The organism is Acinetobacter sp. G18 (assembly GCF_052660225.1).
Window position 1 is genome coordinate 2,777,627 of record NZ_CP109658.1, and the last position, 17,980, is coordinate 2,795,606.

The following is a 17,980-nucleotide window of genomic DNA, read 5'->3' on the forward strand; positions in this document are numbered from 1 at the left end:
TTAAGTTATATTAGTCGTATAGATTTTTAGCTCAAAATATTGAGCCATGACGAATATAACAATTGATTTTTTTTGCAAAGGGGAATTTTTATGTCTGAGCATAATTCGATTCAATTTGATCCGACAGCGTTGCTTATCATCAAGAATGAAATTGATAACTCAATAAAACTTGTGGAAGGCGCTGTAAGTACATTAATTGAAGAACAGGCTCTCCCTTTTGGTATTGATGATGCATTAGAACAATTTAAACAATGCACTCAGGTATTACGCCTCATTGATATCCCTTATTTGGCAAAGATCACACAGTATTCGACAGAATTAATGCAAAAGATTATGGCCAAGCCAGAGCACATCAATACCAATGAGGTGGTTGCTCTCAGTGAAGGCACGACCATGGTTAAACGCTATATCGAATTTATCTGTTTACGCGAAGTTGAAGTACCACAGTTTCTTTTGGACACTCTAAACAATTTAGAAAAAGCTTTAAACAAGCCATTAACATCATCTGGACAACAGATTTCTGCAAATCTTACAGTAGCTTCACTTGATTTACCTTTATCCGAGGTAATTATTAATGAAAAGACTCAGTTTATTCATCAGCTTTATAAGTTGTCTTTGCTTAAATTTTTAAATAAAACTGAAACTACTCAAGATTTCCAAGCATTCAAACTCATTGGTAGTTATTTAGTCAGCATGGCGCATGGCCAACCAAGTCAACAATATTGGCAATTGGTTAACTCTGCCTTTAATCACATTGATGAACTTGTTTTAAATGATGCTCGCTTACGTGTATTGATTAATCTTGAAAATTCTATAAGTCTATTTTTAGTAGCACCTGAAAGCTTTGATGCAAATTCGAATGCCCTAGCAGATATAATTAGTATTGTGATTGGACAAGAAGATCAACTTGCAAAGCAAATTCGTAAGCAACTGAATATTGGTTATGAATTTCTCACCGATGCTCAGCTTAAAGCCTTAAGTCAGCATTTGTATGGTCCAGACTTTGACACCATGGAAACGGTAAGCCAATTGATCTTAAACGAAATGAATAAAGTTCGTAATGATATTGAATACAACTACCAAAACATGTCACCAGAAAAGGCACAGCAATTACAAAACAGCCTTATGCAACTCGCACATACATTTAAATTACTTAATTTAAATGAAGCAGCAGCCGAGCTTTCTCATCAAGCAAGCAGCTTAAGTCAAATCAATATATTGAGTAATGAAAATTACGCTCAGCAACTGATGAAGAGTATTTTGTCAGCGATGAATGCCATTGGTATTTTGGTACGGAATTATTCTTCTAGCCGTCTACAAATTCGTGTAAACAACACCAATATCTCTTTAGATCGTTTGGATGAAGCACATCAAACCTTATTAAATGAGACAAAAAATTTAATCGATTTTGTATGCCAAAGTTTGACTTTATATGCCAACGATCAAACTCAGAATATTGAAGCAATTGCAGGCTCTTTAAAAGAGTTGGCTGGTGCAGCTGAATTTTTAGGTAGTACGGTTCAACAAAATGCTTTGCTTGAAACTGCTAAATTTGTACAGAATCAAATCGATCAGAATCAACCTTTTAGTCATGATCAGATTCACTGTATTTTTAACGTATTAGCGGGACTAGATATGTTAGTTGACAATTTAAAAAATAAACAGCCTGTTCTACAATCCATGTTTGATGTAGCATTGCTAAGTAGTCAACAACTTCAAAAAAAGGCAGCTTAATGTCTGAATTATCACTTGCTTATATTTTTCATCATCAACAATTATTGGTTGACCAAAACCTTCAATTACCCAAAGTCGAAAAGTTAGCAAGTGATCTGCTTTTCACTCATAACGAACAGGTCATTGCACGTGACCTACTGAGTGAAGAGGCTATACCAGAAGGTCTGCAACTCGTTCCCATACGTCAGCTTATTTCCAACTGGTCAAAAGAGCAATTTTTACAGGCAAGTCGTGCTGTACAATTGCTCGAATGGCGGCGTAACCACAAGTTTTGTAGCCATTGTGGACATGCCACCGAAGTCCACTCCAGTGAATATGCAATGGTGTGCCCTTCTTGTGGCTATCATCAGTACCCTCGTGTCAATCCATGCATTATTACTATCATTACTAAAGGTGATGATGAAGTGTTATTGGCGAAATCAATTCACAATAAAACCAACATGTATGGTTTGATTGCAGGATTTGTCGAAGTTGGCGAAACACTCGAAGAAGCGGTACAACGTGAAGCTTTAGAAGAAGTGGGTATTAAACTCAAAAATATTCAATATATGTCAAGCCAGCCTTGGCCTTTTCCAAGTAATCTCATGATTGCTTTTAGAGCTGAATATGAGTCAGGCGAGATTTCTTTGCAGGAAGATGAAATTGCCGATGCACAATTCTTTAAATTTGATCAGCTTCCTGAAATTCCATTTAAAGGCAGTATTGCACACGCAATGATTACGCAGATTACTCAAGCAAAGTAATCTGCGCTTTCTAAAACTCAATGGTTTTAAAATACTTCATCAAGAAAATGCAAAATGGTTCGTTTTGTTTTGAAGTAGTGACTTACAAAACTCGATAGGCTGGCCAAAATCGTAATATGGCCAGTTTTAGGTATAATAGCAATATGGCTATGATTCCCCTTCTCTCTAAGAGCTTGATCCATATCTAAAGTATTATGTTGCTTTACGATCTGATCATTTTCAGCCATGAGTAGATAATGCTTAATATTATTTTGATTTACAAAATAATAAGGCATCACTTCTTTATAAGAAATGTCCTGATCAAATGCATCTTCAGCAAGCGGATCGCCTTTATAATCAAAATGATATGGTCCAGCTAATCCAACTATTGCCTTAATTTTCCCTAAACATTCAATTTTAGTAGAATCAGGGTGATAAACAGCAGACATTACATTAAATGCACCTGCCGAATGTCCCATAAGCACAGTATTCTCTGTCGAGATTTCTAATTTTTCCTGATTTTGATGCAAATAATTTAACGCTTGCGTTAAGTCCTCTACATAACTTGGAAAAATATTCTTTGGTGCAAGCTGATAGTTAATGACAGCAACGTCATAACCTTCTTTTGCAAAAGCTTCACCAACAAATAAATAGTCTCGTTTATTACCATGTTGCCAAGCACCACCATGTACAAAAACAATGAGTGGTCGATATGCTAAACGCTTAGTAGAACGATAAATATCTAGACGATGGCGAGGCTTTAAGCCATAACGCACATTTAAAACCTGCTCGAAACCATCTTTTGGTGTAAAACGGTTTAAAGCAAAGCTCCCCAAATCATACAGACGGAACTCTTTATAAAGAGTTCTCGCCTGCTCAATTTTGCTTTGTAATTGTTCAATCAAGTTCATATTTTATTGTGCAGTAGATGATGCTGGATCTGCTTGGTCCGGATCAATTGCAACAGGAGTTTGAACTGTTGGTTGAGCAAGAACATTATTAATTACTGGTGTAGTCGTTGCGTTGCCCGTCGATGCTGCTGGAGCAGGCGCTAAATCAATGTTATCAATAAGCGTCACAATTTTGGTCACGTTACCCACATTTTGAAGCACACTGTTTAAATCATTAATTTCAGCAGTATTTAAACGACCCATCACGTATAAAACACCATCTTCGGTATGAACGAGTACTTTACTGTCCGATACAACTGGTGCTTTCATCAATAGAGCACGTGTATTTGCAGTTACACCAGCATCTTGCATGATCGTGTTATAGCTTACTTTGTTACCTACCGTAATATAGTTATGTACGGCTTTCACATCACTCATCGCTTTAACATTATCTTCTGCTAGCTGTTTCAAGTAAGGGTCTGGCACCTGACCAGTTAACAATACTGTGCTATGAAAGCTTTCGATGTTAATACGAGATTGTTTAAAACGCTGATCAAGCTTATAGAGGTTAATATTCGCTGTACGTTTAATTGAAGAGTCAATGAATACCTGACCTAAGCTACGTACACCACTATCTGTTCCAACTGGAGCTGTACCTGTTCCACCAGAAATAAAACTTGCGCAACCTGACAAACTTGCGACACAAAGCGCTGTTACAGCAATACGTTTCAACACTCCACCAGACTCCTATCAATCTCTTCTTGGCTTGATCATAAACATCGGTTTTAATTTGCTCAAAAGAGTAATGAACTCTTAATCCAAAGTAAATGCATTTTCGATCCATTGCAGATCATAATGGAATTTCGAAAAGTCTTGCTGTACTGTTTTTGCAATTTTCTGTGGAAAATCAAAACAAATCACATCAAAACGACAATAAAAATCCTGATAAGATGGGTAGCGCTGTAAAAACCTCATCGCCGTTTTAATTATTTTTTTCTGTTTGCTTACAGTGACCATTTCACAAGCTTGTCCATAATTTCCCTGTCCACGCGCTTTTACTTCAACAAAAATCAATTCGTTACCGCGTTTTACAATCAGATCAACCTCTCCACGGCGTGAATGATAATTACTGGCGACCCATTCATAATTTTGTTCTTTTAAAATTTTTAATGCCGTTTGTTCAGCCCATTGCCCGAGCTGCTGTGCGACTAACATAATTTTCCCCATTAGAAATGTAAATACTCTCAATGCTTGCTCTATACATTTTTAATTTTTTTCAATTGAGCAAATCAAAAGCAGATGTCTTGAAAAGTAAAAAAGCCCAATGACATTGTTCACGCCAAAAAGATAATTTCGGGTACACTAACCGATTAAAATAGTTTATCTGTACGGAGTAAAAACCAAATGAGTGCTCAGTTATTTGTTGTAGCCACCCCTATCGGGCACTTAGATGATATGACTTTCCGTGCAATTGATATTTTAAAATCAGTTTCTATTGTGGCTGCCGAAGATACACGCCAGTCGGCTCAATTGTTTAAGCACTATAATATATCTACTCCACTTACAGCATGCCATGACCACAACGAAAGCAATAAAATTGAACAGTTAGTTCAAAAGTTACTTGCTGGTGAAAATATTGCTTTGATTAGCGATGCAGGTACGCCGCTTATTAGTGATCCCGGTTTTAAACTGGTTCGAGCTGCACAAGAACATGGTATTAGAGTTGTACCTGTACCCGGTGCATGTGCTGCAATTGCTGCGTTAAGTGCTGTGGGCTTACCAAGTGACCGTTTTAGTTTTGAAGGCTTTTTACCATCAAAAGCTTCTCAACGTATTACACAACTTGAAAAGCTTAAAAATGAAACTCAAACGTTAATTTTTTATGAAGCACCTCACCGTATTTTAGAATGCGTAAAAAATATGGCTGAGGTATTTGGTGAAAACCGCCCTGTGGGTTTCGCACGTGAAATTACCAAAACTTTTGAAACCATCAAAAAAATGACTTTAAAAGACTTGGTTAGTTTTATAGAAAATGACCACAATCAAGAAAAAGGTGAAATTGTTCTTGTGGTTGGTGGTGCAGCAGAAAAAACAGATCTGGAACAAGAAAAACTAGACGAACTTTTAAAGCGCTTACTTCAAGATTTATCAGTAAAAGCAGCATCTCAACTGGCTGCAGATTTAACAGGTATTAAGAAAAAAGTTGCTTATCAACGTGCACTTGAGCTGACACAATCTTAATTTTTTAACAACACGGTGATGATTAACACTCTATGTCATCACCGCGCATGAATTTTGCATAATAATATTAATCATAAAAACAAGAGCATTGATATGGCTGAACAGCTTGGAAAACTTGGCCCCCATGAAGGGCAAGAACTAGAATTATTATTGTCTGGTAAGAAACCAATTGCTTTATTTTATGACTTATTACCTACTGAATTTGTAAAGCATCTTGAGCAAGGTACTTTAACTATGCTCAGTAAAGATATTGAAACATCTTTACCCGTACCTTTTTCAATTATGCTGATCTATAAAGATGTCTCTTTAGTAGATTTGAATGAACTCGTGTTATGTATTGAAAAATCAATAAAGGAAACTCAACTTGAAGACCGCTTAGCACTAGACCGTAAAATCGGACAACTTTTAGGTTATTCAGTGCAAGACATAGAGTTTTATATTCAACACGTTTCAAATTTTTATGCACGCTCACAGACTTAAATTTATCTCAATATCTTTTTCGCTGATTGAACAATTGTTTCGGTCAGCACATCAAGTTGTTTCGACTGTCTTTTCCAGTGGTGCCAATACAAAGGAATATCAAGTTGAGCCTCAGGCATAATATCAATAAGTGTTCCGTTTTCGAGTAATGGTTGAACTTGAAGCTCTGGCACCATTCCGTAACCTAAACCCAGCTGAATTGCTTTGACGAAAGCATCTGTTGCCGGAATAAAACTATAAGGATAACTCTGCATCGGTAAACCGTATCCTTTTAATAAAACTTCCGAATGCATTAAATCTTTATGATTAAAAATAACTGCTGGTGTTTTTCTTAAATTTTCTCGGTTAATTCCACCACTAAACCACTGGTTTACAAATTCGGCCGATGCCAGCATTTTATAGCGCATTTTACCAAGAGGCTGAGCTAAGCAACCCGCCATAACCTGCTCTTCTGCTGTGATACATGCATTAACCTGCCCCGTTTCTAGCAAAGTATGCGTGTGTGATTGATCATCAATTTTTAGCTCTAACACTATTTTTTCTTTAAACAATGTTTGCTGAATAGTTGGTAAAAGCCAAGTTGCTAATGAGTCTGCATTTGAAGCTAAAGCAATTTTATAAAATTCCGATTCAGAAGATTTTCCCGTTAAACCTTGTAAAAGATTTTGCTCCATTAACCTTGTATGACGTAAATGCTGGAGCAAGGTTTGTCCTGCTTGTGTGAGTACACAAGGGCGGCCCCGTATAATTAAAATCTGACCCAAATATTTTTCTAGTGCTTGTACACGTAGTGATACAGCAGAAGGAGTTATACATAAATGCTCTCCTGCTGCATCAAAACTCCCGACTTCTGCAACAGCAAGAAAAGCTTCACATTGCTTACTATCTAACATATACAAACCTAAATTATTTTTAGCCAAACCTAAATATTCTTAATTTTACTTATTTACCAATAAAAAGTCAGATAATTCCCGCATCTGATTTTTTCTACTTAATGGTTATGCTTTCTCTGAGTGTGTTTTTTAAAGGTTTAGGTATTGGTAGCGGCCTAATTGTAGCAATTGGTGCCCAAAACGCTTTTGTTCTAAAGCAAGGACTTAAACAGCAATATGTATTTTGGCTATGTTTAATATGTGCCTTGTCTGACTCGATTTTAATTGCTTGTGGTGTATTGGGTTTTGCCGAAATTATGACAGCATCACCCCTCTTAATCTCTGTCGCTAAATATTTAGGAGCAACGTTTTTATTCGTCTACGGTGCAAAAGCATTCTATGCAGCGTTTAAAACGAACCAAGGCATGGAGCTTGAAGGCAGCCCAAAACAAACTTTAACCCAAGCACTAGTGACCTGCCTTGCCTTTACTTGGTTAAATCCACATGTCTATTTAGACACCATTGTGCTGATGGGTTCGGTTGCAACCCAGCTAGAAGACAAACTTAGTTTTGCTTTAGGCAGTATTCTTGCTTCTTGGATTTTCTTTTTCAGTTTAGGTTATGGTGCAAGATTACTAAAACCGTTATTTACCAATCCAAAAGCTTGGAAAATTTTAGACTTTCTTATTGGTTGCGTTATGTGGAGTATTGCAATTTCACTTCTCATCTAATGCATTCAACCATTAAAAAGTACCATGATTGAATGGTACTTTTTATTTATGCAATCACAATTAAGCTTCTGAACCCAACATCACCTTTGACTGTTTTCTTTCTTGTAATGATTGCTTAATCACAGCATAGCCCGAAGATACACCTAAGTATGCGATCACAAAGGCTACCAATAAATCTGGAAATACGGTACCTGTTCCAAATACCCCTACAGCAGCAAAAACAACTGCAATGTTGGCAATAGAGTCATTGCGACTGCATAGCCAAACCGAACGCATATTGGCATCACCATCTCTAAATGCATAAAGCATTAAAGCGACTGAAACGTTAGCAATTAAGGCTATTACTCCAATTGCACCCATGACCATAGGTTCAGGTGAAACGCCATGAAAGAATGACCACACCACTTTTGCAATGACGAAAAACCCAAAAGATGCCATTGTGATCCCTTTAACAAGTGCTGCCGTTGCTCGCCAATAAAGACTCATCGAAAGCACAACTAAAGACAAAGCATAATTTGCTGAATCTCCGGCAAAGTCTAATGCATCTGCCCACAATGAAACAGATTGGGCTTTATAACCGCCTACTATTTCAACCACAAACATGAGTGCATTAATCACAAGTGCAATCCACAACGCCTTTCTAAAACGTGGGCTGACTTTCTTTGTAGGGGAACATGTTGAAGCACATCCACATCCGGCCATTTTATTTCCTCAAAAACTCTTTTATAGTGATTAAAAACCCTTGAGTAGCTCCAGAGTCAAGTCTTATGAGTCTTTCTATTGGCCAATTATCAAAAAAAGCGGATATTCCTATCGATACTATTCGCTATTACGAAAAAGTAGGTGTGCTGGACCGTATTCAGCGCTCAGAAAATAATTATCGTATTTACACAGATCAAACGCTCGCGGACCTATTATTTATTAAACATTGCCGCGAATTAGATATTTCCCTTAACGACATTAAAACGCTAAAACAGATGAAAGCTCAGCCGAAACAGGCTTGTACGGAAGTTGATAATTTGGTGAATAAATATTTGATCGAAGTATCGGAAAAAATTGAACGACTTTTGCTTTTAAAAGAAACACTCATCGATTTAAAACAGCACTGCTCTACCGACCGCACAGTAGACGAATGCGGCATTTTAAAAGAACTGCAAAATAACCTTTAACTCAATTTAGAAGCCAATAAAAAAGCATCACTCATGTGATGCTTTTTTAATATTAATGGTCGCTATGTTCGTCTGGTGGAACTTCAGTAATTCTCCCACCGCGAGCTAAAAACGCAGCAACCTCATCTTCCAATGCTTGGCGCTGTTTTTGTTTCGCAGTTACGGTAAGCGTTTCTGCTTCTGCAAGATCGGCATCCGTTAAGTTGCCTGCTTCTTCATCAGCCGCGCCGCTCTCAGCCGCTTTGGCTTCATCTTCATCTACAGCAGAATCTTCTGCATCTTCATAATCATTGATATCTGTCATATTTACACTCCCCACAATGATTTGTATTGCATCATCGCTATGGCCTTTGAGACCTCAGAAATTTAGCAATCTCTTTGCATTTAGCAAAGAGCCAAATTGGTCAAATCCGTATCTTTTCTGACCGAATTGGTAATGATATATAAATGATTGTTTAAAAAATATCTACTGATATTTATTTAGACCAGTAGAGCATAAACTTCGTAATTATTTTAACGACTATACAGGGTGTTTTGTAAAGCCCCTAAACCGTTCGCTTGTTGCATAAAACGCTCTTTTAAGAACGAAATTTGTTCAACCTGCTTAAGTCCTATATTTCGAGCCAAAATAAATGGGAACAACTCAGAACTTTCTAACCAACCAATCGCAGACATGCTATGCATCATCGCATCATTTTGTCCTTTACGGCGGTGTTCATAACGTTTTAATGTTTGTTCATGCGCCCACACACCACGGCCTAAATCATGCAGTAGCGCATCACAGAGTACAGCGGCATCTAAACAGCCAATATTCACCCCTTGTCCAGCAAGCGGATGGATAACATGAGCGGCATCACCGATTAGGGCTAAACCAGCCTTCACATACTGTTTTGCAGCACGAGCCTTAAGTGGGAACTGTGCTCTTGAACGAACATCGAGCACTTCACCCAACATATGCTGGCTTTCGCGAGTTAGAAGCTGCATAAATTCAACCTCACTTAAAGCCGAATATTCATCGGCATAATCATCTGGCAGTGTCCAGACAATTGACTGCCAGTAGCCATTTTCACTTACATCCAGACTCGCCATTGGCAAATATGCCAAAGGTCCAGTAGGTAAGAAAATTTGACGAGCAACATGCTGATGCGGCTTAGACGTTTTAATTGCACAGCTGATGGCTGCTTGTTTGTAATCTAGGACATCTAGGTCAATAAAAGCTTGTTCACGTACAAATGAATTGGCACCATCTGCACCAATAAGCAGTTTAGTTTTAAGCGTAGATCCATCAGCCAGTTGTATATGCCAACACCCAACACCTTGCTCAATACGCGTAACACGAACTTCAGTACGATAATCGGTTAACTGCTCTAGCATTTTTTGCTGAATAGCAACATTCAATACACTCGGCTCAACCATAGAACCTAAGGCTTGCTCTGGCATTGGTCTTTGTACAGACTCATGGCCAAAATTAATTTCACCATAGCCATTTAGATTCCACACCTGCATGCCGGTATAAGGCATTTGACGTGCTAAATCATCCCAAACATTCACTGTTTTAAGTAAATGAATGGTCGCTTGGCTAAGTGCTAAAACACGTGGGTTCATCACACTTAATGTTTTTTCAACATCAAGTACAGGGGCAGCATCAAGCACGGTAGGCTGTACACCACCTTGTACAAGTAATAAAGCAGTTAAGCCACCGACCAGTCCACCACCAACAATAACGACATCTAACACTTCACTCATGCTTTTAGCCCCATTGCATAGTTCGCTACTAGTGGCTTAACACCCGGAATTACATCAAATGCAATTAATCCCGTATTACGAATTAATTTTAATAATGGGTTTTGGTTACTAAAACCACGAACGACAGTATCGCAGAACTTAATTACTCGCTGTTGATCAGATAAACGGACTTGTTCATAGGCAAGCAAATTATCTGGGTTACCAATATCATCAGATGTGCTTAACTGGTTTACCAAATGACGTAGCAACACATCTGCATCACGCAGGCATAAATTAAAACCTTGCCCTGCAACTGGATGAATGGTGTGCGCTGCATTACCCATTAAAATAACGCGCCCAACCGCTTGTTTATGCGCAAGCACTTGTGAAAGCGGATAGCTAAAACGTTTGCCTGTTTTTTCAAATTTACCTGCTCTGTCACCATAGGTTTGTTGCAAGGCACTTAAAAAATGCTGGTCGTTTTCTTCACCTAACCACTCATCTTCAGTACCCTTTTTAACAGGCCATACCACTGAGCGACGATATTCACCCGGTAACGGCAATAAAGCCAAAGGCCCTAATGCACTAAAACGCTCAAACCCTACCTGCTCATGCGGTTTTGAAGTCTGAACAGTCGTAACGATCGCAACCTGATCATAGTCGTGGACATCAACACCCACACCAATTGCTTGACGACAGAAAGAATCACGCCCATCTGCTGCAATTAATAATTTTGACTCAAGCTTTAAGACTTCATCACCACGCTGAGCTTCGATATGTACCTGTTCAGCATCTTGAGTTAAAGCAGTGACTTGTACGCCATCAATTAGCTCAATCAAAGGTTGTTGGCGTACTTGAGTTAATAAGACACGACCGAGCCACGCATTCTCAATGACTTGTCCAAAGCTTTCGACTTTTTCTTGTTCTGCAACTAAACGTGCTTTACCAAAACTGCCTTGCTCAGTAATGTGAACTTGCAAAATTGGAGTGGCATGTTGTTGTAATGCATCCCATAACCCCAGCTTCTGATAAATCTGTACGCTACGACGCGATAAAGCCGTATTACGTGCATCGAAACTGGAATGGTAAGGGGCAACATTCTGATCATCATAGTTTGGGTATTTCACAGCTTCTAATAGCTTGACTGCGATATTAGCCTTCGCCAGCATCAGGGAAAGGCTCAAACCCACCATACCCCCACCTACAATAATCACTTGTTGTTGCATCGAATTTGCTCCTTTGGCGAATACGTTTAATTATGCTTTAGCTTGCGCCATTAAATGTTCAATATCTGCAATATCTTTAACTACGTCAGCAGTTAAAACTCGTGGGCCTTTTGACGTTGCGACCACATCATCTTCAATACGAATACCAATACCACGCCATTTTTTATCTACAGTTTCGTCATCTGGTGCAATATATAAACCTGGTTCAACAGTAACAACCATGCCCTCTTCATATTGGCGCCACTCGTCATCTTTTTTATAAGAACCGACATCATGCACATCCATACCCAACCAGTGGCCTGTACCATGCATATAAAATTGACGATATGCCTCGGTTTCAATAAGCTCGCTCACATTACCTTTGAGCAAACCTAAATCAACTAAGCCTTCAGTTAAAATTTTGACCGCAACCTCATGAGGCTCACGGTACGCATTACCAATACGTACTGCATCAATCGCCGCATATTGAGATGCTAGTACCACCTCATATAATGCTTTTTGTTCTGAACTAAATTTTCCGTTTACAGGGAAAGTACGGGTAATGTCCGATGCATAGAACTCATATTCACATGCAGCATCAATTAAAACCAAATCACCGTCTTTAAGAGGTTGGTTATTTTCAACATAGTGCAAAATACAAGCATTGGCACCGCCACCGACAATACTGTTGTAAGAAGGCACACAGCCATTTTGCCCAAATATATAATTAAGCTCGGCTTCAAGTGCATATTCCATCATGCCGGGGCGAACAGTTTGCATTGCACGAGTATGTGCCTTAGCACTAATTGTTGAGGCAATTTGCATTAGCTCAATTTCTTGCGGTGACTTGATTAAACGCATTTCATCAATAATGCGATCAAGTTGAACCAACTGAGCTGGAGCAGCTTCATGACGATGCTCAGCATTCGCTTTTTTAATCCATTGGCTTACTCTGGCGTCAAATGCAGCATTGTGCCCAATTCGATAATAAAGGCGTTCTTTGTTTAATAATTTTTCAATAATTTCTTCATCAAGCAGATCAATTGCATAAGCTTCATCTGCCTCATACTCTTCAATTGCGCCATCAATTCCCGCACGGTAACCATTCCAGATTTCCATCTCACGGTTACGTTCACGACAAAACAAGCTATAGCTATAGTCAGTAACATCATCAAAGGTTTCTATAACAGCTACTGCCTCAGGCTCTGCAAAACCAGTCAAATAGAAAAAACTACTATCGGCACGGAATTTATAATCCGCATCACGATTACGGTACATTTCCTCACGCGTTGCAATAATTGCAATGCTGTTTGGACCCATTTTTTCTGCTAAACGATTTCTGCGATGTTGAAAATCAGCTTGAGGCAATTTCATAATGATCTACTTGATTTAGAATTTTAAAGTCAAAAAATTAAACACAGCCAATAACACATCGCCTCAATTAACTTGGGCGATGTGGTGTAAACATTTCTACAATATTTTGATCTGTAGTGCCTACAGCAGAAGTTTTACTTTTTGCATAAAAGTTTTTCAATAATGAACTTTCAGCAACTGTTACTTTCTTTCTGCCAATAGATAAGCTCACTGGAATAAGGCGTACAAATTCATACAATTCTTCGTAACTGCTTTCGCCTTCTTCGTCGTTATCAGAGTCTTCAAACTCTACTGCTGCCACATCTTGTAGATGTTCAATCAATTCGCGCTCATCAGCACGGACATGACCCGATGCCAAACCAAAACCAAGTACAACACCCGCACACCAGTCTGATAATGCTTGTACGCGATCTTGTAACGTATGCTCATCATCTGGAAGCATTGGTAAATAGTCCAATTCATCTTCCGATAAAGCATGAGCTACATCTTCTGTTTCATCAGTTAAAAGCGCTAAAGCTTCTTCATTTAAATCAGGTACATTAAGAGTTGTTAAAATTTGTGTCCATTCTTCACGCGTTGGCGCTTCTGTCACACAAACAATACCTGTTAGTAAACCATGTAACTCACTAGGGCTTGAAATTTCTTCAATTCCTTCAAAATGAGCGTTCCATTCTGTCCAGCCTGAAATATCGTCTTGCATTCGTTTATCCAATCTCTATACTTCGTATATATTACCTTTGATTGCAATTCTGTGCGACCTCGTTATGTTAGAACAATTACAGCGGCTACAAGCGCATATTGGCGTTTTAAAAACACGCTTACATCATCTAGAGAGTGAAAATTCTACTCTCTCGGAAGCTAAAGAACTGGCTGAAACAGAGCATCACGCACAAGTTGTGCAAAAAAATAGCATCATTACTAAAAAACAAGAGGAAATTGAGACATTAACTGAGCAATTGACTCAGTTACAAGGCCAATTTCAACAATTGAATCAAGATGCTAATACACTTGCTGAACGTTATAGCCGTCTAGAAAAAAGTACCACTGATTTAAAAAATCGTTTTCAAGAAATTTTGGCAGAGCGTAATGAGTTACGTGTAACCAAAGAAAAACTTCAGTCACATCAACGACAGACTCAACAAGAGTTGCATGATTTACAGCAAGATCGTGACCGTTTGTTACAAAAAAATGAACTTGCCAAAGCCAAAGTTGAAGCCATTATTCAACGTTTAGCAATTTTAGGTACAGCTCAAGATCAAAATGCACAAGAAATTCAGCAACTTGCTCACCCAAATGCTGAAACTGGCGAGGAGACGCAATCATGAGTGAACAAGTCATGGTAGAGCTTCGGCTTATTGAGCAAACTTTTAGACTTGCGACTACCTCTGATAAAAGAGAAGAACTTGAGCGTGCGGCTGAACTTCTTAATGAGAAATTTAACGAAATGCGTCGCAGTGCTCCGCGTGTTGAGCACAACAAACTGGTCATTATGGTTGCCCTACAGCTCACCCAAGAAGTATTAAGTTTAAATAAATCTTTGCAAGAATATACACACTGTGAACGTCTACTACAGGCGATTTTAGAAGATGTTGAACAAACTGTTTAATTAACATCTTTCAACAAAAATGCCTTGCGCTATAAGTCAATAGAGCAAGGCATTTTTTTATTGAAGTTATCTCGTGTGTCTCATGATTACTATATGTACTTTTAGTGTACAAAGCTTCATCAAATGAAGACTAACTTTACAGTTCAATAAACTCAGACGATTGCTAACTGGATAAGATCGTTTATAATTAAGCTATCTCTGGGATGTTCGCCAGCGGGTCTATTCCCCTGCCGATACTTAAACTTATGGATTGCGTTCTGTATATTTAGAGTGTATGCCTACCTTCGAGTAGGAAACCCAGCAAGTGTACGTCGCGTCCACCTTGAACTCATCGGGTTCAGGGTAACGACACATGCAGCGGCATCTTCGGAGTATTTATTTTCTAGAAAATAAGTATAAATATAATTTTTATTTCAAATTAAAGTCTCTATACAGACCTGTCAGTCTAGTATTCATTTTCATTTATTAGTTAAATTTAAAAATTAGTGAATTATCATTTATTAATTATTGTGCATTTCTTTTCAAACATTCTTGATACCAACCTGTTTGAAAATCTTCGATAGCTTTCCGTTTAAAAAAACTCGTTTTGAATACTTTTGCAGCATAAGCTGAGTTAATTAAGTCTTGATAAAACTGCTTTGCTTTTTGATCTGTAAGACTATCAGCAATTTGTTGCAATTCCTGCGCTGGTACTTTTTTCTGTCGAGCTTCCATTACGTTGTAAGCAACTTTTTTCACGATATTACAAATATCTGGATCATCTGTATTCTCATTAGCATAGCAACCCGTTGCAATAAAACTTATTAATAATATTTTAAATTTCATAATCCTACCTTGTATTAATTATTCAACTTCCATTTAAGATAACCAATAGATAAAACGATTTTTCTTTAAATGTTCATGCAGGATTGATGACATAAAAGTAAATCATCATGACCCCTAACAAGATAGAAGCAAGTATTAAATAGGTACCAATCGTATTAAAACTCTGCAAAAATTTTATGATTTGCATTTCAAGTCCAATGAAAAATTTAAATAATGAACATCAATAAATTTAGCATATCTAAATAATGCCAATCAATTCACAATTATCAATTTTTACGTGACACTATACAATTTTTAATTATCGCATTTTATTCCTAAACTTCCTTTATAGTAATCCGTTGCACTTTTCAAATCTGAAAGTAGTTTCTCTTCAGTATAGGGCTTTGGTGAAATTTTGATTAAGGCGGGCATGTACTGTTTTTTGTACAGATCAGGATAGTCGTGACATAAAATTTTCACCTTAACTTCCTGTGGTGTTTTAGGATTATCCAATTGATCTAAATACTCACCAATTTTTCGGTCAGATTCTTCAAATTGAGCTTTATAGTCAACTTGAGGAGCTTCTGAGTCTGCCTGTTTGGTACAGGCACTCAGTAAAGCAGTACACATCATCATCGTTAAAATTTTTAACTTCATAGCCTTCACGGTTTCATATTCATCTTTAAATATACTTATCCTGATTACATGTAAATAAATACTGTAGATACGTAAAAAAGCTAAAAAACTTATATAGATGCCTTTTCTAGAGAAAAGTAATTTTTATGTTATCGATTAAACTATATTGTTTTTTATAGTACTTAAATTTCGGTAAAACTATAGAAAAATAGGTATAATTTTGGACGACTGATTTCAAATCTTTATTAGATTTATACATGAACGAACTAAGTTTTATTAGAAAAAATTTAAGATCTAAAAGACGTTCTTTAACCCAATTTGAGCAAAAACAGGCTCAACTTAACGTTTTACATTACCTAAATAGACTTCCTATTTTTCACTCCTCAAAAAAAATTGGCTTATATCTACATGCTTTCGGTGAAATTCATACTGATCTTATTATCAAACTCTGCTTTAAAAATAACAAAAAAGTCTATTTACCTATGATTTGTTCAATGAATCAACGTTTAGTATGGATAAAGATCAATAAAAACCAATATTTAAGTCGACGTTTTTCTCATCATCCACTCGGAATGAAAGAACCTATGGCAACGCGAGGAAAACATGTCTCAGAGCTTGATTTACTGCTTATGCCGCTTTTAGCTTGTGATCACTACGGGACACGTATTGGTATGGGAGGTGGCTATTATGATCGTACATTGGCAAGTACTGAGCATAAACCTTACCGTTTAGGATTGGCTCATCAATTTCAATTTATTGAACACACGTTAGAACGTCAAAGCTGGGATCAACCCTTAGATGGCTTACTCACACCACAGAACTTTTATTATTTTAAAAGATGATTTTTATATAAAATTTATAAAAAAATAATATTTTTAAATATATTCTTTTACTTTGTTAGTCCCTTAAAACGAAAAAGTAACCACCTTATGGATGATTACTTTGCCGTGACAGACCGTTTTACCAATTGATATTAACACGTCTATTTGGTGCTAAACATTGAATAAGTTGTGAACTATTGTTACCGCTACACTGTTTATATAAATCGGTCTGACTATTTGCCTGTATTTGGATTCGACTTGCTACAATACCCTGTTGCACCAATAATTTGGCAACAGTATTAGCACGTTGTGAAGACAATTGTTGGTTATAGCTAAATTTACCTAACCGATCCGTAAAGCCTGAAACAATAATAGGATTCCTTGTTTGACTTTTTTTAATCTGCTCAGCAATTTTGGTAATGCTCTCAGCACCTTTTTCAATGGCACTCGCATCAAATCGATCAAAGGCAAATAAGACACTCGCTGTACGATCTGCAATTACAGTGCTATGTGCTGATACCTGACTATTTTCTCCCCAAGCAACCAAACCTTCACAAGCCTCACCTTTCCAAGATAAACGTTCTGCTAAATAGCGCTTATCAAAATCAACACGTAACTGGCAACGTTGGTACTGGTTTGTGTTAGGAATACGGACATCTAATACATAGTTCCAAACTTTTACTGCAAAAAGTCCTTCACTAAATTGTGGATTACCTAGTAAAGCTCGAATTTGGTCTTTATTTAGGCCTTGGTCTAAACGAGCAACATCTTGGTATTCATAGCGTTTTACCTGTTTCAAATAACTTTTTTCAATCGCTGGAAAAGGAATTTCCTGTGGCTGAGCTGGTTCATTTGCATAAGTTGTTACCGTGAAACCAGCAAAAGCTGCTACGACTAAGCTTTGGATTGTTTTATTCATTTCTATAATCTCTTTAATCTGTCGAGCAAGGAGAGCATTGCTACTCTCCTA

The 17,980-nt window shown here is 37.5% G+C and carries 23 protein-coding genes and 1 other RNA gene; 10 read left to right on the forward strand and 14 right to left on the reverse strand.

What is annotated here, in order from left to right; all coding sequences use genetic code 11:
• The first annotated feature begins 90 nt into the window (after positions 1-90).
• Together NE363_RS13170 and nudC are read left to right on the forward strand one after the other, a co-directional pair.
• Positions 91-1,734 carry a chemotaxis protein gene (locus NE363_RS13170; RefSeq protein WP_445535248.1) on the forward strand — a complete coding sequence of 548 codons (1,644 nt, stop codon included), beginning with the start codon at positions 91-93 and terminating at the stop codon, positions 1,732-1,734.
• A complete protein-coding gene (gene nudC, locus NE363_RS13175) occupies positions 1,734-2,477 on the forward strand; it encodes an NAD(+) diphosphatase (RefSeq protein ID WP_019458256.1) in 744 nt (247 codons plus the stop codon). The genes NE363_RS13170 and nudC overlap by 1 nt, the downstream gene beginning before the upstream one ends.
• Positions 2,478-2,503: 26 nt before the next feature.
• Here the strand turns inward: nudC and NE363_RS13180 are convergent, their stop codons facing one another.
• From NE363_RS13180 to NE363_RS13190, 3 genes are all read right to left on the reverse strand, one after another.
• Entirely contained in the window at positions 2,504-3,367 is an 864-nt protein-coding gene (locus tag NE363_RS13180; protein WP_445535249.1) for an alpha/beta hydrolase, read from the reverse strand.
• A gap of 3 nt (positions 3,368-3,370) precedes the next feature.
• On the reverse strand, positions 3,371-4,081 hold the full coding sequence (locus tag NE363_RS13185; protein WP_004702998.1) for a BON domain-containing protein: 711 nt from the start codon (positions 4,079-4,081) through the stop codon (positions 3,371-3,373).
• 78 nt (positions 4,082-4,159) lie between these two features.
• Positions 4,160-4,561, reverse strand: coding sequence for a YraN family protein (locus NE363_RS13190; RefSeq protein ID WP_004703001.1), 402 nt, complete (start codon positions 4,559-4,561; stop codon positions 4,160-4,162).
• A gap of 189 nt (positions 4,562-4,750) precedes the next feature.
• Here NE363_RS13190 and rsmI point away from each other — a divergent pair, with 189 nt between their 5' ends.
• Positions 4,751-5,587: a 16S rRNA (cytidine(1402)-2'-O)-methyltransferase gene (rsmI, locus tag NE363_RS13195; protein ID WP_019458257.1), complete on the forward strand. Its 837-nt coding sequence runs from the start codon at positions 4,751-4,753 to the stop codon at positions 5,585-5,587.
• A gap of 93 nt (positions 5,588-5,680) precedes the next feature.
• Complete coding sequence (locus tag NE363_RS13200) at positions 5,681-6,067, forward strand: hemin receptor (protein ID WP_445535250.1); 387 nt, start codon at positions 5,681-5,683, stop codon at positions 6,065-6,067.
• Between the two features lie 2 nt (positions 6,068-6,069).
• Here NE363_RS13200 and NE363_RS13205 read toward each other — a convergent pair whose 3' ends face one another.
• Positions 6,070-6,960: a LysR family transcriptional regulator ArgP gene (locus tag NE363_RS13205; protein ID WP_347913314.1), complete on the reverse strand. Its 891-nt coding sequence runs from the start codon at positions 6,958-6,960 to the stop codon at positions 6,070-6,072.
• Between the two features lie 107 nt (positions 6,961-7,067).
• Here NE363_RS13205 and NE363_RS13210 point away from each other — a divergent pair, with 107 nt between their 5' ends.
• Positions 7,068-7,670, forward strand: a complete 603-nt coding sequence (locus NE363_RS13210) for a LysE/ArgO family amino acid transporter (protein ID WP_151683223.1) — start codon at positions 7,068-7,070, stop codon at positions 7,668-7,670.
• 60 nt (positions 7,671-7,730) lie between these two features.
• Here the strand turns inward: NE363_RS13210 and NE363_RS13215 are convergent, their stop codons facing one another.
• Positions 7,731-8,372 (reverse strand): cation transporter, encoded by a 642-nt coding sequence (locus NE363_RS13215; protein ID WP_445535251.1) that lies wholly within the window; start codon positions 8,370-8,372, stop codon positions 7,731-7,733.
• A gap of 65 nt (positions 8,373-8,437) precedes the next feature.
• On the opposite strand from NE363_RS13215, the gene NE363_RS13220 reads away from it, so the two are divergent.
• Positions 8,438-8,839 (forward strand): MerR family transcriptional regulator, encoded by a 402-nt coding sequence (locus NE363_RS13220; RefSeq protein WP_019458262.1) that lies wholly within the window; start codon positions 8,438-8,440, stop codon positions 8,837-8,839.
• Between the two features lie 52 nt (positions 8,840-8,891).
• Here the strand turns inward: NE363_RS13220 and NE363_RS13225 are convergent, their stop codons facing one another.
• The 5 genes from NE363_RS13225 to NE363_RS13245 form a co-directional block, all read right to left on the reverse strand.
• The gene (locus tag NE363_RS13225) at positions 8,892-9,143 is read right to left on the reverse strand and encodes a hypothetical protein (protein ID WP_004703010.1); all 252 of its coding nucleotides are present in this window, start codon (positions 9,141-9,143) and stop codon (positions 8,892-8,894) included.
• A gap of 209 nt (positions 9,144-9,352) precedes the next feature.
• Positions 9,353-10,585, reverse strand: a complete 1,233-nt coding sequence (locus NE363_RS13230) for an FAD-dependent monooxygenase (RefSeq protein WP_445535252.1) — start codon at positions 10,583-10,585, stop codon at positions 9,353-9,355.
• Positions 10,582-11,790 carry a 2-octaprenyl-6-methoxyphenyl hydroxylase gene (gene ubiH / locus NE363_RS13235; protein ID WP_445535253.1) on the reverse strand — a complete coding sequence of 403 codons (1,209 nt, stop codon included), beginning with the start codon at positions 11,788-11,790 and terminating at the stop codon, positions 10,582-10,584. The genes NE363_RS13230 and ubiH overlap by 4 nt, the downstream gene beginning before the upstream one ends.
• A 30-nt stretch (positions 11,791-11,820) precedes the next feature.
• Positions 11,821-13,143 (reverse strand): Xaa-Pro aminopeptidase, encoded by a 1,323-nt coding sequence (pepP, locus tag NE363_RS13240; RefSeq protein ID WP_445535254.1) that lies wholly within the window; start codon positions 13,141-13,143, stop codon positions 11,821-11,823.
• Between the two features lie 67 nt (positions 13,144-13,210).
• Positions 13,211-13,843, reverse strand: a complete 633-nt coding sequence (locus NE363_RS13245) for a UPF0149 family protein (RefSeq protein ID WP_004703017.1) — start codon at positions 13,841-13,843, stop codon at positions 13,211-13,213.
• 64 nt (positions 13,844-13,907) lie between these two features.
• Between NE363_RS13245 and NE363_RS13250 the strand changes: the two genes are divergently transcribed.
• The 3 genes from NE363_RS13250 to ssrS all read left to right on the forward strand — a co-directional run bounded on the left by NE363_RS13250 (position 13,908) and on the right by ssrS (position 15,126).
• A complete protein-coding gene (locus tag NE363_RS13250) occupies positions 13,908-14,468 on the forward strand; it encodes a hypothetical protein (RefSeq protein ID WP_004703019.1) in 561 nt (186 codons plus the stop codon).
• Positions 14,465-14,749 carry a cell division protein ZapA gene (locus NE363_RS13255; protein WP_004703022.1) on the forward strand — a complete coding sequence of 95 codons (285 nt, stop codon included), beginning with the start codon at positions 14,465-14,467 and terminating at the stop codon, positions 14,747-14,749. The genes NE363_RS13250 and NE363_RS13255 overlap by 4 nt, the downstream gene beginning before the upstream one ends.
• 192 nt (positions 14,750-14,941) lie before the next feature.
• Positions 14,942-15,126: non-coding RNA, 6S RNA (gene ssrS / locus NE363_RS13260), on the forward strand.
• Between the two features lie 127 nt (positions 15,127-15,253).
• Here ssrS and NE363_RS13265 read toward each other — a convergent pair.
• The 3 genes from NE363_RS13265 to NE363_RS13275 form a co-directional block, all read right to left on the reverse strand.
• Complete coding sequence (locus NE363_RS13265; RefSeq protein ID WP_039250276.1) at positions 15,254-15,574, reverse strand: hypothetical protein; 321 nt, start codon at positions 15,572-15,574, stop codon at positions 15,254-15,256.
• A gap of 73 nt (positions 15,575-15,647) precedes the next feature.
• Positions 15,648-15,761 (reverse strand): hypothetical protein, encoded by a 114-nt coding sequence (locus NE363_RS13270; protein ID WP_079393447.1) that lies wholly within the window; start codon positions 15,759-15,761, stop codon positions 15,648-15,650.
• Between the two features lie 107 nt (positions 15,762-15,868).
• A complete protein-coding gene (locus NE363_RS13275) occupies positions 15,869-16,210 on the reverse strand; it encodes a hypothetical protein (protein WP_004703025.1) in 342 nt (113 codons plus the stop codon).
• A 236-nt stretch (positions 16,211-16,446) separates the two neighbouring features.
• Between NE363_RS13275 and NE363_RS13280 the strand changes: the two genes are divergently transcribed.
• Entirely contained in the window at positions 16,447-17,031 is a 585-nt protein-coding gene (locus NE363_RS13280) for a 5-formyltetrahydrofolate cyclo-ligase (RefSeq protein ID WP_019458269.1), read from the forward strand.
• 118 nt (positions 17,032-17,149) lie between these two features.
• Here the strand turns inward: NE363_RS13280 and tpgA are convergent, their stop codons facing one another.
• Positions 17,150-17,929 carry a trimeric autotransporter adhesin/peptidogylcan-associated protein TpgA gene (gene tpgA, locus NE363_RS13285; protein WP_445535255.1) on the reverse strand — a complete coding sequence of 260 codons (780 nt, stop codon included), beginning with the start codon at positions 17,927-17,929 and terminating at the stop codon, positions 17,150-17,152.
• Between the last annotated feature and the right edge of the window lie 51 nt (positions 17,930-17,980).

What these genes read in the sequence shown, in the direction of transcription:
- NE363_RS13170 (WP_445535248.1), top strand. Translation starts at nt 91, where the DNA reads ATGTCTGAGCATAATTCGATTCAATTTGATCCGACAGCGTTGCTTATC.
- nudC (WP_019458256.1), top strand. Translation starts at nt 1,734, where the DNA reads ATGTCTGAATTATCACTTGCTTATATTTTTCATCATCAACAATTATTG.
- NE363_RS13180 (WP_445535249.1), bottom strand. Translation starts at nt 3,367, where the DNA reads ATGAACTTGATTGAACAATTACAAAGCAAAATTGAGCAGGCGAGAACT.
- NE363_RS13190 (WP_004703001.1), bottom strand. Translation starts at nt 4,561, where the DNA reads ATGTTAGTCGCACAGCAGCTCGGGCAATGGGCTGAACAAACGGCATTA.
- rsmI (WP_019458257.1), top strand. Translation starts at nt 4,751, where the DNA reads ATGAGTGCTCAGTTATTTGTTGTAGCCACCCCTATCGGGCACTTAGAT.
- NE363_RS13200 (WP_445535250.1), top strand. Translation starts at nt 5,681, where the DNA reads ATGGCTGAACAGCTTGGAAAACTTGGCCCCCATGAAGGGCAAGAACTA.
- NE363_RS13205 (WP_347913314.1), bottom strand. Translation starts at nt 6,960, where the DNA reads ATGTTAGATAGTAAGCAATGTGAAGCTTTTCTTGCTGTTGCAGAAGTC.
- NE363_RS13210 (WP_151683223.1), top strand. Translation starts at nt 7,068, where the DNA reads ATGCTTTCTCTGAGTGTGTTTTTTAAAGGTTTAGGTATTGGTAGCGGC.
- NE363_RS13215 (WP_445535251.1), bottom strand. Translation starts at nt 8,372, where the DNA reads ATGGCCGGATGTGGATGTGCTTCAACATGTTCCCCTACAAAGAAAGTC.
- NE363_RS13220 (WP_019458262.1), top strand. Translation starts at nt 8,438, where the DNA reads ATGAGTCTTTCTATTGGCCAATTATCAAAAAAAGCGGATATTCCTATC.
- NE363_RS13225 (WP_004703010.1), bottom strand. Translation starts at nt 9,143, where the DNA reads ATGACAGATATCAATGATTATGAAGATGCAGAAGATTCTGCTGTAGAT.
- NE363_RS13230 (WP_445535252.1), bottom strand. Translation starts at nt 10,585, where the DNA reads ATGAGTGAAGTGTTAGATGTCGTTATTGTTGGTGGTGGACTGGTCGGT.
- ubiH (WP_445535253.1), bottom strand. Translation starts at nt 11,790, where the DNA reads ATGCAACAACAAGTGATTATTGTAGGTGGGGGTATGGTGGGTTTGAGC.
- pepP (WP_445535254.1), bottom strand. Translation starts at nt 13,143, where the DNA reads ATGAAATTGCCTCAAGCTGATTTTCAACATCGCAGAAATCGTTTAGCA.
- NE363_RS13245 (WP_004703017.1), bottom strand. Translation starts at nt 13,843, where the DNA reads ATGCAAGACGATATTTCAGGCTGGACAGAATGGAACGCTCATTTTGAA.
- NE363_RS13250 (WP_004703019.1), top strand. Translation starts at nt 13,908, where the DNA reads ATGTTAGAACAATTACAGCGGCTACAAGCGCATATTGGCGTTTTAAAA.
- NE363_RS13255 (WP_004703022.1), top strand. Translation starts at nt 14,465, where the DNA reads ATGAGTGAACAAGTCATGGTAGAGCTTCGGCTTATTGAGCAAACTTTT.
- NE363_RS13265 (WP_039250276.1), bottom strand. Translation starts at nt 15,574, where the DNA reads ATGAAATTTAAAATATTATTAATAAGTTTTATTGCAACGGGTTGCTAT.
- NE363_RS13270 (WP_079393447.1), bottom strand. Translation starts at nt 15,761, where the DNA reads ATGCAAATCATAAAATTTTTGCAGAGTTTTAATACGATTGGTACCTAT.
- NE363_RS13275 (WP_004703025.1), bottom strand. Translation starts at nt 16,210, where the DNA reads ATGAAGTTAAAAATTTTAACGATGATGATGTGTACTGCTTTACTGAGT.
- NE363_RS13280 (WP_019458269.1), top strand. Translation starts at nt 16,447, where the DNA reads ATGAACGAACTAAGTTTTATTAGAAAAAATTTAAGATCTAAAAGACGT.
- tpgA (WP_445535255.1), bottom strand. Translation starts at nt 17,929, where the DNA reads ATGAATAAAACAATCCAAAGCTTAGTCGTAGCAGCTTTTGCTGGTTTC.